Source organism: Paraburkholderia sp. J67 (assembly GCF_905220265.1).
Lineage (GTDB): Bacteria > Pseudomonadota > Gammaproteobacteria > Burkholderiales > Burkholderiaceae > Paraburkholderia.
The window spans coordinates 421,585-437,742 of record NZ_CAJMZK010000004.1; the positions used below are offsets into that span (position 1 = coordinate 421,585).

A 16,158-nucleotide genomic window follows, 5' to 3' on the forward strand; every position below is an offset into this window, starting at 1 on the left:
GAGCTATGCCACACACTCAGGCCCAGGTGTGGTCTGTGCATCTGTCGTCGGGATTCGGGCGCGAGGGCGCCGAGCGTGGCGCAGCGCAGCCGGTCGCCGCAGATGCTGGCAAGCCCGCCACGTCCTTGCGCATCCTCGTGGCCGACGACCATCCGCTGGTCCTGTTCGCGCTCGACAACCTGATCGCCACGCTCCCGAACGTGGATATCGTTGCGCGCGCGCAAACCGTGGCGCAACTCTTCGACGAAGCGGCGCGGCACGAATTCGATCTCGTCGTCATGGATCTGCATATGCCAGGCGACGGATACGATGAGGGCCGCGACGCGATTCGCAGCTTTCAACGTGAGCATGTGGGCAAACCCGTTGTGGTGCTTACGATGGACGACGACGCTCGCGTGTTGCGCGAAGCGCTCGAACTCGACATCGAAGGCCTGCTCAGCAAGCGAGACCGTATCGACCTGATTCCGCTCGCCATCGCTTCCGCTATGGCCCAGGAGCAATATGTCGGGCCGGCAATCCGCGATCTGCTCGAAAAAGCCGCGCGCGAGGAGCGGCGTGAGCATGTGCACAGGGTGCTGTCGCGGCGCGAGTACGAAGTACTCTCGTATTACGCCACTGGCCTTGGCGTTACCGAAATCGCCAATCTGCTCGGGCGCAGCGTAAAGACCATCAGTGCGCAGAAATGCGCAGCCATGAAGAAGCTGGCGCTCACGAGCGATATCGAGCTGTATCGCTTCGCGATCGAGTGCGGTGTCGTGCAGGACGAGGCGGACGAGTGAGCGGGATCGCGCCTGCTCGCGGTATCGCTGTGCGCGCGACCTGTGCATGTCGGCCCCGTGACGAACACCCTGCGTATGGCGCGCCGCTGCGCGTGATCGTCGCCGACGACCACGAATGCGTGCGTGTCGGCGTCACGGGCTTATTGAACGGCACGGGCCGCATGGCCGTCGTGGCGCAGGCCTGCGACACCCATGCGCTCGCCTGTGAGCTCGACGCGCATGCCTGCGACGTCGTGGTCGCCGACGTCTGCATGCCCGGTATGCATGGCTACTACAGCTCGCTCGCGATGTTGCGGCGGCTCGTGCGCTCACGCACCGGGCCGGCTGTCGTCGTGCTGACGATGGTGTCGAGCGGCGTGATACTCGGCGGACTACATCAGGAAGGGCGATGTGCCATCGTCGACAAACGCGACGCGTCGCATGCGCTACTGCCTGCGATCGACGCGGCCAGCGCGGGCGCCTCGTACCTGTCGCCATTCGCGCGCACGACGCTCGAGCGCGTGAGTGCGCAGATGGCGCGAACTCAGGGCGTACCGAGCGTGCGTGAGTGGGAAGTGTTCCAGCTCTACGCCCAGGGCATGCCGATCGGCAACATCGCGCAGCGATTCGGGCGCAGCACCAAGACCATCAGCACGCAGAAGCGCAGCACCATGCGCAAGCTCGGTCTCTTGTCGGAGCGTGATCTGATCGATTTCGCGATGCAGATAGGTCTGACCTGAGCGACGCGCCTATGCGGCGCGTCGTGGCGCACCGTCTACCTGTCAGATTTAATCGCGCGCTACGCGTTGCATTTTCTTCCGGATTTTAGGAGTTGTCCTATCTAATCAGAGAACACGTCTGATCATAATTTTCAGCTCGACGCGCGAACTGTCGGGCATCGCGAATCCTCCGATCCCGTTTCCGATAAGGCAGCAACAAGGCAGCAACACCGGTGCCGGCTAGCGCGAAGTAACCGGATGGGGACACAGGACGATGAAGCTCGGCAAGCGTTTGGCGGTCGAAGCCGCAGGCACGGCATGGCTCGTGTTCGCGGGCTGCGCGGGCACGGCGCTCAACGTGAGCGCGCCCACGCAAGGCTGGAACGGCTTCGGCATGGCTGCCGCCTTCGGTCTTGCTCTCGCCGTGGCAAGCTGCGCCTGCGGGCGCGCGGCCAGTGCGCACTTCAATCCTGCCGTCACGATCGGTTACGCAATCTCAGGCCGCTTTCCCACACGCGATGTCGCGCTGTATATCCTCGCGCAGACAGCCGGTGCATTCGCCGGCGCAGCGTTGCTAGCCGCGGTCGCTAGCGGTCGCCCGGGCTTTGCCTTCGCGGTCTCCGACTTCGGCAGCAACGGTTATGACGAGCATTCACCCGGTGACTATGCGTTCACCGCCGTGCTCATCGTCGAACTGGCCCTGACGTTCGCCTTCGCACTGCTTCACCTCGTGATGTCGGATTCGCCGCAACGGCGCCGTCTGGCGCCAGCCGCGCTCGGTGCCTGCTTCGCGGTGGCCTATCTGATTGCGATTCCCGTGAGCAACGGTGGCCTGAATCCGGCGCGCTCGACCGGACCTGCGCTGTTCGTCGGCGACTGGGCGCTCGACCAGCTCTGGCTGTTTTGGGCCGCACCCATGCTGGGCGGCATCGCGGCCGGTGTCTTTTATCGCGTGGCGATGCGCCACCGCCTGCGCACCTTGTCCGCAGCGGGCGAGCAGTCCGGTGGCGCATGAACAGCCGGGTCGTAGAGATGGGCGCGCCGCTGAACGATACGCCACTCGCGCTTGTCTTTCGCGCCTTCCGCTCCTTCCTTTTGCTTGCTCTTGTTCTTGCACTCGCAGCGCGCGCTCTGCCGCGCGCGCTGTTGCGTAGCGCGCCACGCCTGCTGTTGTTGCTTGTTTGCCTGCCAGGCGTCGCGCTGGCTTCGGGCGGGACCTTCGCTACGCTCGCCGGGCAGCCGGCCGGCGTCATCGCGCGCGCGCCGCAGTCCGCCTCGCAAGTCCAGGTCGCGTCCGCGGCAGCGCGTGCTCCGACGTCCGCTTCGGGCGTTGTTGCGTCCAACCTCACCGTGGGCGTCGTGGCCGGTGGCTGGGCGCCGCTGGAGGTGCTCGACGGCAACACCGTGAGCGGATTCAGCGCCGACTACCTGCGCCAGCTTGTCGGCCCGGGTGTACAGCTCGTGCCGCGCGTGTATCCGAGCGTCAGTGCGCTGCTCGCGGGCGCGTGCGCGGCCGAAATCGATGTCGTCATGAGTATCGCGCGCACCCCGCAGCGTGAGCGTTGTCTTGCCTTCACCGTGCCGTATCTGAGAGGCAATAGCGCCGTTGTCACGCGTGCCGGCTATACGACGCTTGCGACCGGGGCGCTGCGCGAGGCGCATGTGCGCATTGCCGTCGAACGCGGTTATGTGCTTGAAGCGGTCCTGCGCGAGCGCTTTTCGCATGCCGATATCCTCACATTCGCCACTACCAGCGCCGCATTGAGCGCGCTCGTCCAGGGCGACGCCGATGTCTATGTCGGCTTCGCTCCGGTCGTGCGTTACCAGCTTTCCCTCGCTGCCTACCGTGGCCTGCGCGTGGCCTTCGAGGAGAACTTCAATGTGCGCGAACTGCGCTTTGGCGTGCCGGTCTCGAAACTGCCGTTGCGCGATCAGTTGAACGTGGCCGCCGGCGGTGTGCGTCCGGCAGTCGCTGCGGCGTTGCGCACGCGCTGGCTCGACGCAGGTGAGGTGCGCAGCACAGGGCCGCGCGCCTCCCCATTCGTCCTCGCACCTGACGAGCGCGCGTGGCTGCGCTCGCTGCCGCCGCTGAAGGTCGGCTTCGATCCGGGCTGGCTGCCCTTTAGCTACGCGAGCCGCCACGGCCGTGCGGCGGGCATGGCGAACGACTATCTCGACTATCTGAGCCGCACACTCGGCATCACGTTCGAGCCCGTACCGATCGCAAGCTGGCTGGACGCCGGCGCGGCATTCCGGCGCGGCGAGTTCGCGATGCTCGCGACCGCCGGCGGCGACGGCGGCCTGCCCGCGGGCGCGCTCTACACGCAGCCCTTCGAGCACTATCCGCTCGTGATCGTTGGGCGCCGCGACGAGCCGATGTCGCGCAGCCTCAAGGATTACGCCGATCGCCGCGTCGTCCTGGCGCCGCACGCGCCCTCCGCGCAACAGTTGTTCGGCACGGCGTTGCCGCTGAGCACCGAGCGCGCCGCAACGCTCGAAGCGGGACTCGCGCAGGTCCAGCGTGGTGATGCCGATTTGCTGGTGGGCGACGCCGCTGCGCTCGACGGCCCCCTCAGCCGGCAATACCTCGAAACGCTCAAGGTGGTGGGCGCGATCGGCACTGACGATTCGGCGGCCTTCGCGGTGCGTGGCGACCTCGCGCCGCTCAAGATGCTGATCGATCGCGCGCTCGACGCGATGTCGCCGGCCGATCAGCAGGTCATCCGCAATCGCTGGACTGCGGCCGCGTCCGGGCGCAGTGGCGGCTGGAGCATGAACGCGTTGCGGCTGCTGCCGCTCCTGATCGCCTTTGGCGTGGTGCTGCTCGTGACGTTGCGCGCCTACGTGCTGCTGCAGCGCGAGATGCGCCGACGCCGCCGCGCCGAGCAGGTGCTCGCGAAGCAGGTCGAGCTGCAGGACTCCATGACGGAGATGATTCCGTACCCGCTCGGTGCGCGCGATCTGGAGAACCGCTACCTGGCGGTGAACCGCGCTTTCGAGGAGGCGACCGGTCTGCGCCGCGACGAAGTGCTGGGTCGCACCGGCGGCGCCGTGTCGGCCTGGGGCGAACAGAACAGCCGCCTCATGGACGCGCTCTATGCAAAGACCATCGAGGAGGGGGAAGGGCAGCGCGTCGAATTCACGTTCGACGAGGCGCTCGCCCCGGGCATGCACGAAGCGGGGCGGCGCCACGGCATTTTCTGGACGCGTCTATGCCGTGACGCGCGCGATCGGCCGTTTTGCGTGCTCGGCACAATGATCGACATCACTGACATTCGCCGCGCCGAAATGCGTGCGCGCGCGTCCGAGCGGCTGCTTTCGGATGTCACGCGCTCGCTGCCCGCGATCGTGTTCCAGTTGCGCCGCGGGCCTGACGAGCAGTACACGTTTCCGTACCTGGGCGGCGACACGCAGCGATTGCTTGGCGAGGCCGCCACACAGCGCATGCGCACCCGCGCGCTCGATCTGGCGCGCGTGTACCGTGGCGACCGCGCGCGGCTCGTGGTGGCGCTCGAACGATCGGCGCGCCTGCTCACGCCGGTCAACACCGAATTCCGCCTGCGCGGCGCGGCCGGGCAGCCGTGGGTGCGTGCGGAGTTCGTGCCGCGCCGCGCGGAAGACGGCGCAGTGGTCTGGAGCGGCTACGCGGTGGACGCGAATGTCGAGCACGCGCGCGCCGCCGAACTATCGCGCGCGCGCGATCTGGCGGAAGCCGCCTCGCGTGCGAAAGACGATTTCCTCGCCATGATGAGCCACGAAATTCGCACGCCGATGAACGGCGTGCTGGGCCTCATGGAGGTGCTGGAGCGCACGCCGCTCAACCCAGACCAGTCGCAGATGGTCGGCATGGTGCACGAGTCGGCGGGGGCACTGTTGCAAATCCTCGACGATCTGCTCGACTATTCGAAGATCCAGGCGGGGCGGCTCGTGATCGCCTCCGAGCCGTTCGATTTGCGTGAGCTGGTCGACAACGCCGTGGGACTGCTTGCCGGGCGCGCGCACGAGAAAGGGCTCAAGGTGCGCGTGGATGTCGGTGCGAACGTGGCTGCGCAATTGCGTGGCGACAGCGTGAGACTGCGGCAGATACTCTTTAATCTGCTCAGTAATGCGATCAAGTTCACGCCGCACGGCGAAGTCAGCGTGAGCGTGGCCGCGAACGCCGTGCGCGAGCCGCAACGTCAACGTGTATCGATTTCGGTGGCCGATACGGGCATCGGCATCGCGCACGAGGCGCAAGCGCAGCTCTTCGAACCCTTTGTCCAGGCGGAAACCTCAACCACGCGGCGCTTCGGCGGCACGGGGCTCGGTCTCACGATCTGCCGCAAGCTCGCCGCGCTGATGGGCGGCGCACTCGAATTGCGCAGCGAAGTGGGCCTGGGCACCTGCCTGACACTGCATATCGAATTGCCTGTGGAAGTTCAGGCCGGCCACGCGAACGGCCTGCGCGACAAGCGCGCGGTCGTCCTTTGCGACGACGCGCCCGTGGCCGAGGCGCTCATGCACTTTGGCGTGTCGCTTGGCATGCGCATGTCGCGTGCGGAGTCGGCGCGTCGTGCGCTCAATGCGCTGCGCAAGCTGGCGGCGCGAGACGGCGTGGACCTCGTGTTCACGTCGGAGTCGCTGGCGGCCGAGCTCGACGGCCTGGGCGTGCCGCTCATCCACCTGACGGAAAAGCCGAAGCCGAGCGGTTACCGGGTGGCGGACGGCTGTGTGCGTGTGAGCATCAACCCTCTATCGTGGCGCGGACTCGGTGCGGCGTGTGCGATGGCGATTACCGGTCTGCCTGTGACTGCGGCGCAGCCCGCTCTCGCCACCGAAACCGCGCTCGCCGCACCCGATCGCGAGAGGGAGCGCGAGGCGGGACGGCTGATTCTGGTCGCGGAGGATCATCCGGTCAATCAGGAGTTGATTCGTCATCAGCTTGCGCTGCTTGGCTTCGCGTGCGATGTCGTCGACGACGGTGCCCAGGCGCTCGATGCGTTGAAGAAGACGCGCTACGGCTGCCTCATCACCGATTGTCATATGCCGAACGTTTCAGGCTACGACCTCGCGCGACGCGTGCGGGAGATCGAGGCCGCGCGTGTCCAACGCAAGGGCGCGGGAAGAGAGGCACAAGGCGCAACGCGCCTGCCTATTCTCGGCATCACGGCGAACACCGCGCCCGAAAACATGCGTCTGTGCAGCGAAGCGGGCATGGACGATTGCCTGATCAAACCCACACGCGTCGCGACGCTGCGTGAGTATCTTGCGCGCTGGTTCGGCGCGGAGGGCGTGCATCGCACAGTGCAAGAACGCGCTGCGGCGAGCGAGCCCGATGCGCAAGGCACCCGCGAGACAGCGCGCGATGGTGCGGCGGGCAGTGCGAACAGCGTGAACGGCGCGGGCAAGCCGCTCGATCTCGCGCACATGATTCAGGTGTGGGGCAGTGAGGCGACGGTGAAGACGCTGCTCGGGTCATTCGTGAGCGCGGTGCGCGACGACCTCAATGCGCTGCCGGAACTGCTGGATGGGGTCGATCTTGCGCGGCTGCGCGAGTGGCATCACCGGCTTGCGGGCGCGGTGGGCGTGCTGCACTATCCGGCGTTGCTCGCCGTGCTCGAAACCTACCGGCGTCACATGAACTGTCACACGCCGCAGCAGCTACGCGAAGAAGGTCTGGCGCTCATGCGCACCTGCCATGACATGCTCGATGGCATCGAACAGCAGGCCGCATTGCTCGGCTGAGGGATCGCTTCATGCGGAAGATGATCTGAAAATGACGCGAAACTGGCGGCGCTGTCAGAAATGAATGCGGGGCCGCCTGTTATGTGGAATAACGCCAAAAACAGGCGAAAAAAAACGCGGCCGGAGCCGCGTTCAAGCTTGGAGACCCTTCGATGAAGAGTCACTTCTCGCAAACAAGAGGATAGTTCGCGAGCCGCCAGAAATCGAGATAAAAACGATCAATTAACTATTACACGTTGTGCTGATAATCGGCTAACGCGTCGCGTCGTTCTGTCGGAACCAGTCCACCGTGAAATCGACGAACGAGCGTGTTTTGGCGGGCACGTGCCGGCGGCCCGGATAGACCAGCGATAGTTCCTTGTCGGCGCCGCGGATTTCGTAGTTGGCGAGCACGCGCACGAGTGCGCCCTGTGCGAGATCGGCGGCCACCTGGTTCGCCGGCAGGATCGTGACGCCCATTCCCGCGAGCGCCGCCTGGCGCAACATCACCGAATTGTTCACGGCATAGGCCGCGTCGATCAGCACCGGCACGCGCGCGCCATCAGCGCCATCGAAGTGCCATTCGTTGCCGTGGATGTCGGCTGATGGCGCAAGCAGGGTGTGTCGTGCGAGCTCGGCCGGATGTTTGGGCGCGCGATGCGTTTCGAGATAGGCGGGCGACGCGACGGCGACCGGCGCGACCGTCACGAGCGGGCGCCGGATCAGCGTGCCCCCGCTCACCTGACGGGGCGCCACGATGCCGACATCGAAACCTTCCTCAATGAGATCGACCGGCCGATGCAGCAGCGTGAGCGCGAGGCGCACCTGATCGCACTCGGCGAGATATTGCTTGAGCAGCGGCGTGAGGCCATGCAGCGAGAACGAAGCATGCGCGACCACGCGCAATGTGCCCGATGGCACCGACACGCCATGCGCGATCTGCGTTTCGACGCGCTCCAGATCCTCTATCACCTGCCGGCATACCTGTGCGTACGCGTTGCCTGCTTCAGTGAGCGAAATGCTGCGCGTATTACGGTTGATCAGACGCGTGTGCAGATGCACTTCAAGCAGCGCGACGTAGCGCGTCACCACCGCATTCGACAGCGCGAGACTTGCTGCGGCACGGCCAAACGAGCCGTGCTCGGCAACGCTCAGGAACACGCGCATTGCCTGAAGCTGATTGATGGTCTTGGGAGGCTTCGACATGGAATGCAGCAGCGCGCGAGCGCTGTTCATCGGAAATGGAATGAGGCTCGCTGCAGGACGACGACGCAAGCATTGCCGGATCGTACCGAGGCACATGCGCTCACGGAATGGGATTGATCCGAATCGGCGGCTTGTCCCAAATTGATCGTGTTGCCGCGTGCTGTTGCGTGTTGCCTTGTGACAACGTTATATCGGGATAGATTGCCGAGCCAGCGCTGCGATGGGAAATCGAGATTGAGCGAATGCTTTGCGCATCAAGCGATCGCGCATATCGCATAAAAAATGTTCGACTTTTTCAAAAAGCCTTTTGCCTTTGAGTGGTGTGGCTGCCTGAACCGACGCCCATAAACTTCGGCTTGCCTACTAATCCGGCGCCGCCTGAATGTGGCGCTGAGGATTGAGCGAGCCGGTGCATTGCCGGCACAGCGGTCCACATTTCAGCCGTAAGGCTACGCATCAAAGGAAGCGCAATGAAAAAGAGTCTGGTTATCGCGGCCGCAGTCGCCGCGACTTTTGCTTCGGCATCGTACGCACAAAGCAGCGTGACGCTCTACGGCGTGGTCGATGCCGGTTTCACCTACACGACCAACGTGGGCGGCAACGCAAACTACGCCATGACGAGCGGCAACGTTCAGGCTAGCCGTTGGGGCCTGCGCGGCGCTGAGGATCTCGGCGGCGGTCTGAAGGCGATCTTCACCCTCGAAAGCGGCTTCGACGTCACGAACGGCAAGCAGAACGGCGGCCTGTTCAATCGTCAGTCGTACGTTGGCCTGTCGCAAGCACAGTACGGCACGGTGACGCTCGGTCGCCAGTTCGACTCCGTGGTCGACTACGTCGCGCCGCTTACCGCCGTCGGCAGCTGGGGCGGCACCTACTTCGCGCACACGCTCGACAACGACAACGGCAATGGCACGTTCTCGCTGAATAACGCGATCAAGTACACGAGCCCGAACCTTTCCGGCTTCCAGTTCGGCGGCGCGTATGCGTTCTCGAACCAGGCTGGCGGCTTCGCCAACAACCGTGCGTACAGCGCCGGCATGGGCTACAACTACAACGGTCTGCGTCTTGGCGCAGCTTACCTGCAGGCGCAGGGCATGGACCGCAATGCCGCGGGCGCCGTCGTCAATGATCCCCTCGGCGCAACGCAGCGTCAGCGCACGTGGGGCGCCGGCGCGAGCTATACGTTTGGCCCGGCCGTCGCTGGCGTGGTGTTCACGCAGACGCGCCTGAACGGCGGCGGCGAATCGCTGCGCTTCAACAACCTCGAAGCCAACTTGCACTACGACCTGACGCCGGCACTCGGTATCGGCGCGATGTACACGTACACGAACGCCAACGGCGACATCCTCAACGCAGGCACGGGCAGCAACTCGGCGCACTGGAACCAGTTCGGCCTGCAAGCCGACTACGCGCTCTCGAAGCGCACCGACGTCTACCTGGAAGGCGTGGGCGTGTGGGGCGCCGGTGCGAACGCGGTGGGTCTGACGCAAGTCGGCTACACCTCGAGCGGCGGCCTTTCGTCGTCGAAGAACCAGGGCATCGTCTCGACGGGTATTCGTCACCGCTTCTAATTGGCGTGTTGTTCGAAGGATGTCGTCGGTCCGACATAGAACCGGGCCGCATACACAAACGGGTAGTTCAGTAGAAGGTAGTACTTGGGTTAGGAGCACCGTTCGCGGTGCTCCTTTTTTTTGCCTGTGTTTTTCCTGTGTTGCGCCTGTATGCCCGAGTTGCCGCAGGCCATGCAGCATCGAACAATTTTGACGGATTTGCTCTAGCATGTGGCTACGCGGCTGCGGCCCTCTGTTCCTTGTGGTGCAGCGCGTCACAACAAATGGAGAAATCCTGATGAAAGCGCTTCGTTCGCTGCAATTTGCTCTCGCACTCTGCGTCCTCGGCTCCAGCGCCGCCTTCGCCGACACCGTCGCGCTGAAGGCCGATCTCGAACCTTCCAGCGAAGTGCCGCCCCGCGTGAGTCACGGTCACGGCATGCTCAATGCCACGTTCGATACCTCCACCAAATCGCTGACCTGGACCATCACCTACGAGGGCCTTTCGACGCCGGTGACGGCCGCGCATTTCCACGGCCCCGCTCCAGTCGGCCAGAATGCGAACGTGCAGGTGCCGATTCCGAAGGGTGAAACGGCCAGTCCGATCAAGGGTTCCGCTACGCTCAACGACAAACAGGTCACCGATCTGATGGCCGGGCAGTGGTACTTCAACGTGCACACGCAACAAAATCCCTCGGGCGAGATTCGCGGCCAGGTGCTGCCCGCCAACTAAAGCGATGGCCGGATGATCGCTTGACAGGATGGGCTAACGGAAGGCGCACCACGTCATGAGCCTGCAAAACCGTTTTATCTGCTGGACGCTGCGCCGCCGTTTTCTGCCCGTGACGCGTGCTCCGATCGATGTCGCCCGCACGCGCGCGGGCACCTCGAAACGCTTGTGGCTGCCGCAGGTGCCCCAGGGCTGGCAATTGCGCGAGCAGACTGGCGAGCCGTTGAGTGCGGGCGCGCCTGGCGATGCGCCGTTGCGCGGCGAGTGGCTCGTGCGCGAGGGCGGCGCGCCGCGCACGGTGCTCTATCTGCACGGCGGCGGCTATTACTTCTGTTCGCCGAAGACGCATCGTGCGATCACCTTTGGCCTTGCCACGCGTGCCGATGCCGACGTCTTTTCGCTCGACTATCGGCTCGCACCCGAGCATCCATTTCCCGCGGCGCTCGACGACGCGCTGGCAGCCTACCGGCGTTTGCTCGCCGATGGCGTGCGGCCCGAATCGCTCGTGATTGCAGGCGATTCGGCGGGGGGCGGCCTCGCGCTCGCCACGCTGGTTGCTCTGCGCGATGCCGGTGTGCGATTGCCAGCGGGGGCGCTGCTCTACTCGCCGTGGACCGACCTGGCCGTGACGGGCGAGTCGATCCGCACGAACGATGGCCGCGATCCGATGTTCTGCGGCGACGTGTTCGCGCGCGTCGCCGCGCTGTATCTGGGCGCGGCGAGTGCGACCGATCCCTACGTCTCGCCGCTCTATGCCGAATTTCAGGGCTTGCCGCCACTCTTCATGTTGGCCGGCAGCACCGAAACGCTCCTCGACGACACTCTGCGCGTGGCGCAGCGCGCCCGCGCGGCCGGTGTTCAGGTCGAATGCGAGATCGGGCGCGGTCTGCCGCATATCTGGCCGATCTACGCGCCGTTCATGCCGGAGGCGCGCCGCGCGCTCGACGATTCGGCGCGCTTCGTCAAGCGCGTGACGGCCATCGACGCGACCGCGCGCGCGCAAAAGAGCGCGCCGCCGGGGCGCGACGCAACCGCTCAATCGAGCGAGACCTCGATCTCTTCATAGGCCGCATGTACGGCGGCTTCCCCGTAGCGGCGCTCGAGCCGGCGCACGGTGAAGTGGCCATGCGCGACGTTCTGGAAGTGGTCGATGAACACCGTGTTCACCATCGCTCCGAGCACCGCGCCGATCGCCGGTATCGACTTTGCCGCCACCTGCTCGCTCACCTGGACGGAAAAGCGTGCGGCTACCGTCTGCATCAGTTTGAGAAGCGCCGCCGAACCCTGCGCCGCGAAGCCCTTGGTGGCCATCTCCGACGAAGCTTTCGAGACCGCCTGCGCCAGCGCGCCGCGCACGACGAAGTAACCGAAGTCGGCTTCGTCGTCGGCGGTGGAGCGCCCGCCCATGCCGAACACCGTGAGGCACTGGAGTTGCGCGTCCGGGCTCGTGAGGTCTTCGCCCTCGCTGCGCGCGATGTCGCAGATCGAGCGGAACATCAGCGTCGTCGTCACCGGCAACTCGACCGGTAGCGCGAAGAGGCCGAATGCGCCGCCCGCCGCGCCCGTGGTCGCCACCGCGAACTTGTGCAGCAGATTGCTTGGCTTCGCGGGTGCGACCACCGCGAGGGTGTTCTCGCCCTGTTTGCCGAGCGTCTTGAGCGCGATTTGCAGGCATTTGCGCAACGCTGCCTGGGTCGCGTCGTTGACCTTGTCGTTCGCCACCGCAGGCAACCTGGCGATCAACTTTTCAATCGGCGCGCCGACGATCGCGGCGAGCTTCATGCCGAGCGGCGGCGTTTCCAGCTCGTGCTTCGCGTGCCTGAGCGCGGCGAGGTCGGATTCGGAAAATTCGGTGAATGACGCCATAAGTCTCCCGCAAGACGGTGCGGCGAACGCCGCTCGACCCCCAGTTTATCGAGGATCGGGCATGCTAAGATGTGAATCCTTTGACGCGTCAATCGTTGCAGGATCAAAAAATGGCCGTTCATACCGCCGCCCATCACTCTAGCGGCCAGGTGCTGCCGTTCCGGGAGTCGCTGCTGGCGATGCTCGGCGTGTCGTTCGTGACCATGCTGGTTGCGCTCGACCAGACCGTCGTCGGCACCGCGCTGCCCACCATCGTCGCCGAATTGCGCGGCTTCGAACTCTACGCGTGGGTCGCGACCTCCTATCTGCTCACCTCGGTGATCACCGTCCCCATTTTTGGTCGACTCGGCGACTACTACGGCCGCAAGCCCTTCGTGATTGCGTCGATCGTCGTTTTCACGCTCGCCTCGGTGCTATGCGGCGCGGCCAACAGCATGATGTTTCTCGTGATCGCGCGCGGGCTGCAGGGCATCGGCGGCGGCATGCTGGTGGGCACCGCGTTCGCCTGCATCCCCGATCTCTTTCCCGATTCGGTCGTGCGCCTGCGCTGGCAGGTGCTGATGAGTTCGGCGTTCGGCATCGCCAATGCGGTCGGGCCGTCGCTCGGCGGCTTTCTCACCCAGTACTACGGCTGGCGTTCGGTGTTCTACGTGAATCTGCCGGTCGGTCTGCTCTCGCTGTTTTTCGTCTGGCGCTATCTGCCGCATCTGCGCCACGTGACGCACAAGGAGCGCATGCGCCTCGACTGGCCCGGCGCGCTGCTGATCGCCGTGACGCTCGGCAGCTTGCAGCTTTTCGTCGAGCGCTTGCCCGAGCATGGCGTGACGCTCGCGGCGCTCGGGCTGCTGGCGCTGGCCGCCGCTTCGGGCTGGGCGCTGTGGCAATGGGAGCGGCGCTGCCCGCAGGCGATCCTGCCCGTCGACATGTTCCGCAACGCGAGCCTCAACGCGCTCTTCAAGCTCGCGGTGCTGGGCGGCTTCACGATGTTCTCGCTGTTGTTCTACGCGCCGCTGCTGTTCCAGGGCGGCTTCGGCATGACGCCGAACGAGGCGGGCGTCGTCATCACGCCGCTGGTGGTCTTCATCACGATCGGCAGTATTGCGAATGGGCGCATCGTGTCGCGCATTCGCAATCCGAACCGCATGCTCTACATCGGCTTTTCGATGCTGGCGTTCGCGTGTTTCGCGGTGGCGCTGGCGTCGCACGAAACGCCGCGCTGGCTGTTGATGGCGGTGATGATCGTCGGTGGGCTCGGCCTTGGTTTCGTGATGCCGAATCTCACGGTATTCGCGCAGCAGACCGCGGGCCGCGAGCATCTGGGCATCGCCACCGCGCTGCTGCAATCGCTGCGCATGATCGGCGGGATGATCGGCACGGCGCTGACCGGGACGCTCGTCACGCAGCTCTATTCGAGCGGCGTGCACAAGGCGCTCGACGCCGATGGCGCGCTGCACTGGTTCCCGCAGCTCGCCGATCCGCAGATTCTCATCAACCGGAACGCCCAGTCCTCGCTCGTTGGCGAACTGATGAAGGCCGGGCACAATGGCGCGCCGCTGCTCGAGGCCGCGCGCGAGGCGCTGGTCGGCGCGATCCATCTGGGTATCGCCGTGGCGGCGGCCGTGGCGCTGCTGTCGGTCTGGCAAACGCGGCGCGTGCCGCCGGTCAAGCTGCAGCGCAAGCTCGAGCCGGTGATCCACGCCGATTGAGGGCGTGCCTAAAACGCATCCGGAAATCAGGAATCAGGCTGAATTCAGCCAGGAAAATACAGCATGGAAGCACAGGATCGCATCGCCATCGTCCAGCAATTCGGACGCACTTATCGCGCGTTCATGTCGGCATTCGAGGCGCAGGTGGGGCATCCGCTGCCGCGCTGGCGCATTCTGCTCGCCTTGCACGAGCAGGACGGCGCGTCGTCGCAGAAGCGGCTCGTCGAGCGCCTGCGCGTGGACCCGGGCGCGCTCACGCGGCAGCTCAAGCCGCTGGAGTCGCTCGGCTGGATCGCCCGCAGCGCCGACGAGCGCGATAACCGCATCACCAACGTCAAACTCACGAAGGCCGGGCGCGACGTCGTGGAGGCGGGGCTGCCGCGCCGCAACGATTTCCTGGAAGTGACCATGTCGTTGCCCGACGATGCGCTCAATGCGCTCTCGGGCGCGCTGCGCATGATGGAGGAGCGCATCGGCGTGGCCGTGGCGCGGATTGCGCAAGAGGGCGGCGCGCCGGGCGCCGCCGCGATCGACTGAAAGTGCGCGAGAAGCGCAGATCGATCAGAAGAACGTTTCGATCACTTCCGTCACACGATACTGGTCGTCGACCATCAGCACCTGACGCCACTTGTCGAAGGTGAGGCAAGGGTGGGAGATATCGAAGCCGATCATGTCGCCGACCTGAATGTCCGCGCCAGCGGGAATCTGCAGATAGGCGTGCTGATCCATCATCTGGAACACCTGCCAGCCTTCCTTCGCGTCGATCTCGCGCGGCGCGCCGTGCACCTCGCCGTCACGCGACGGGCGGTAGTGCCGCGACGGCTCCGGAAAGCCCGCATCGAACGCCGCATCGCGTTTGCCGAAGCCGATGATCGCGCGGCCCGGTTCCGGGATCGACTGCACGCACGCCCATAGCTGGAGCGCAGGCAGCAGCGCCACCCCCATTTCGCGCGCAACCGGATTGCGCATGAGGATGTCCGACTGCGCCTGCTTGTAGACGCCCACGTCGTGCGTCAGATAGCAGCCCGGGCGCAACACGACGTCGATCGTGCCCGCTTGCGTGGCCTTGGCGAATTCCTCGGCGACGATGTCGTACCACGCCGATCCCGCGCCCGAGAGCAGCGCCGGCGTGCGCGCGAAGCGGCCTGCCGCGGTGAGTTCTTCGGTCACGTTGAGGGCGTCGCGCAGGAAGGTGCGCACTTCGCTTTCTTCCTTCAAAACCCCTTCGTAAATCTCCACGCCCGCGAGCTTGAGCGAATCCGGGTAGCGCTCGATCGCCTCCAGCACAGCGCGGCGCGTTTCGGCGTCACGCACGCCGGTGCGCCCGCGCGGTACGCCCAGTTCCAGCAGCACGTTGAGCGTGCGGTGAGCGCCACGGAAAAATTCGCCCAGTTGCTCGACGCCTGCGACCGAATCGACGAGGCAGAAGAACTCGAAGTCCGCGTCGCTCAGCAGTTCGGCGATGATCGCCATGTTGCGGCGCCCCACCAGCTGGTTGGCCATCAGCACGCGCGAGATGCCGCCGCGATACGCCGCGCGCGTTTGATGCGCCGTGGCGAGCGTGATGCCCCACGCACCGGTTTCGATCTGGCGGCGGAACAGTTGCGGCGCCATCGTAGTTTTGCCGTGCGGCGCGAGCTTCACGCCGTAGCGCGTGACGAATTCCTGCATCCACTTGAGGTTGTGCTCGACGCGATCCGCATACAGAACGGCGGCCGGCAGACTCACGTCCTCGGCGAGCAGATTCCATTCGAGGCGCCCAGCGTCGCCAAGCGGCACGCTCGCGCCGGGCACGTTGCCGAGGCCCTTGCTGTTCGGGTCGATCGTCGCACTCTGATAGTTTGTAACTTTCATTTTAGTTCGCTCCATATGCTCCATAACGCCTGATATTACAGTGTCGACAGCTTCTGGCGTTGACTC

12 protein-coding genes are annotated in these 16,158 nt (G+C 65.2%); 9 read left to right on the forward strand and 3 right to left on the reverse strand.

The window, feature by feature from the left end:
* The first annotated feature begins 5 nt into the window (after positions 1–5).
* From U5782_RS11530 to U5782_RS11545, 4 genes are all read left to right on the forward strand, one after another.
* Positions 6–779: a response regulator transcription factor gene (locus U5782_RS11530; protein ID WP_322043923.1), complete on the forward strand. Its 774-nt coding sequence runs from the start codon at positions 6–8 to the stop codon at positions 777–779.
* A complete protein-coding gene (locus U5782_RS11535; protein WP_322043924.1) occupies positions 776–1,498 on the forward strand; it encodes a response regulator transcription factor in 723 nt (240 codons plus the stop codon). The genes U5782_RS11530 and U5782_RS11535 overlap by 4 nt, the downstream gene beginning before the upstream one ends.
* Before the next feature lie 253 nt (positions 1,499–1,751).
* Positions 1,752–2,492: an aquaporin gene (locus U5782_RS11540; RefSeq protein ID WP_322043925.1), complete on the forward strand. Its 741-nt coding sequence runs from the start codon at positions 1,752–1,754 to the stop codon at positions 2,490–2,492.
* Positions 2,489–7,201, forward strand: coding sequence for an ATP-binding protein (locus U5782_RS11545; protein ID WP_322043926.1), 4,713 nt, complete (start codon positions 2,489–2,491; stop codon positions 7,199–7,201). Before U5782_RS11540 ends, U5782_RS11545 begins: the two co-directional genes overlap by 4 nt.
* Positions 7,202–7,453: 252 nt before the next feature.
* Here the strand turns inward: U5782_RS11545 and U5782_RS11550 are convergent, their stop codons facing one another.
* Positions 7,454–8,386, reverse strand: a complete 933-nt coding sequence (locus U5782_RS11550) for a LysR family transcriptional regulator (RefSeq protein WP_322043927.1) — start codon at positions 8,384–8,386, stop codon at positions 7,454–7,456.
* A gap of 470 nt (positions 8,387–8,856) precedes the next feature.
* Here U5782_RS11550 and U5782_RS11555 point away from each other — a divergent pair, with 470 nt between their 5' ends.
* From U5782_RS11555 to U5782_RS11565, 3 genes are all read left to right on the forward strand, one after another.
* Entirely contained in the window at positions 8,857–9,957 is a 1,101-nt protein-coding gene (locus tag U5782_RS11555; RefSeq protein ID WP_322043928.1) for a porin, read from the forward strand.
* A 277-nt stretch (positions 9,958–10,234) separates the two neighbouring features.
* Complete coding sequence (locus tag U5782_RS11560; protein WP_322043929.1) at positions 10,235–10,669, forward strand: CHRD domain-containing protein; 435 nt, start codon at positions 10,235–10,237, stop codon at positions 10,667–10,669.
* A gap of 55 nt (positions 10,670–10,724) precedes the next feature.
* On the forward strand, positions 10,725–11,732 hold the full coding sequence (locus U5782_RS11565; RefSeq protein ID WP_322043930.1) for an alpha/beta hydrolase: 1,008 nt from the start codon (positions 10,725–10,727) through the stop codon (positions 11,730–11,732).
* Here the strand turns inward: U5782_RS11565 and U5782_RS11570 are convergent.
* A complete protein-coding gene (locus tag U5782_RS11570; protein ID WP_322043931.1) occupies positions 11,702–12,532 on the reverse strand; it encodes an EcsC family protein in 831 nt (276 codons plus the stop codon). The genes U5782_RS11565 and U5782_RS11570 overlap by 31 nt on opposite strands.
* A gap of 110 nt (positions 12,533–12,642) precedes the next feature.
* On the opposite strand from U5782_RS11570, the gene U5782_RS11575 reads away from it, so the two are divergent.
* Both U5782_RS11575 and U5782_RS11580 read left to right on the forward strand, forming a co-directional pair.
* The gene (locus tag U5782_RS11575) at positions 12,643–14,238 is read left to right on the forward strand and encodes an MDR family MFS transporter (RefSeq protein WP_322043932.1); all 1,596 of its coding nucleotides are present in this window, start codon (positions 12,643–12,645) and stop codon (positions 14,236–14,238) included.
* Between the two features lie 63 nt (positions 14,239–14,301).
* Positions 14,302–14,775, forward strand: coding sequence for a MarR family winged helix-turn-helix transcriptional regulator (locus U5782_RS11580; RefSeq protein ID WP_322043933.1), 474 nt, complete (start codon positions 14,302–14,304; stop codon positions 14,773–14,775).
* A 24-nt stretch (positions 14,776–14,799) separates the two neighbouring features.
* Here the strand turns inward: U5782_RS11580 and U5782_RS11585 are convergent, their stop codons facing one another.
* Positions 14,800–16,092, reverse strand: coding sequence for an amino acid deaminase (locus U5782_RS11585; RefSeq protein WP_322043934.1), 1,293 nt, complete (start codon positions 16,090–16,092; stop codon positions 14,800–14,802).
* Between the last annotated feature and the right edge of the window lie 66 nt (positions 16,093–16,158).

Excerpts from the sequence above, each read along its gene's own strand:
- U5782_RS11530 (WP_322043923.1), top strand. The coding sequence starts at position 6 with ATGCCACACACTCAGGCCCAGGTGTGGTCTGTGCATCTGTCGTCGGGA.
- U5782_RS11540 (WP_322043925.1), top strand. The coding sequence starts at position 1,752 with ATGAAGCTCGGCAAGCGTTTGGCGGTCGAAGCCGCAGGCACGGCATGG.
- U5782_RS11545 (WP_322043926.1), top strand. The coding sequence starts at position 2,489 with ATGAACAGCCGGGTCGTAGAGATGGGCGCGCCGCTGAACGATACGCCA.
- U5782_RS11550 (WP_322043927.1), bottom strand. The coding sequence starts at position 8,386 with ATGTCGAAGCCTCCCAAGACCATCAATCAGCTTCAGGCAATGCGCGTG.
- U5782_RS11555 (WP_322043928.1), top strand. The coding sequence starts at position 8,857 with ATGAAAAAGAGTCTGGTTATCGCGGCCGCAGTCGCCGCGACTTTTGCT.
- U5782_RS11560 (WP_322043929.1), top strand. The coding sequence starts at position 10,235 with ATGAAAGCGCTTCGTTCGCTGCAATTTGCTCTCGCACTCTGCGTCCTC.
- U5782_RS11565 (WP_322043930.1), top strand. The coding sequence starts at position 10,725 with ATGAGCCTGCAAAACCGTTTTATCTGCTGGACGCTGCGCCGCCGTTTT.
- U5782_RS11570 (WP_322043931.1), bottom strand. The coding sequence starts at position 12,532 with ATGGCGTCATTCACCGAATTTTCCGAATCCGACCTCGCCGCGCTCAGG.
- U5782_RS11575 (WP_322043932.1), top strand. The coding sequence starts at position 12,643 with ATGGCCGTTCATACCGCCGCCCATCACTCTAGCGGCCAGGTGCTGCCG.
- U5782_RS11580 (WP_322043933.1), top strand. The coding sequence starts at position 14,302 with ATGGAAGCACAGGATCGCATCGCCATCGTCCAGCAATTCGGACGCACT.
- U5782_RS11585 (WP_322043934.1), bottom strand. The coding sequence starts at position 16,092 with ATGAAAGTTACAAACTATCAGAGTGCGACGATCGACCCGAACAGCAAG.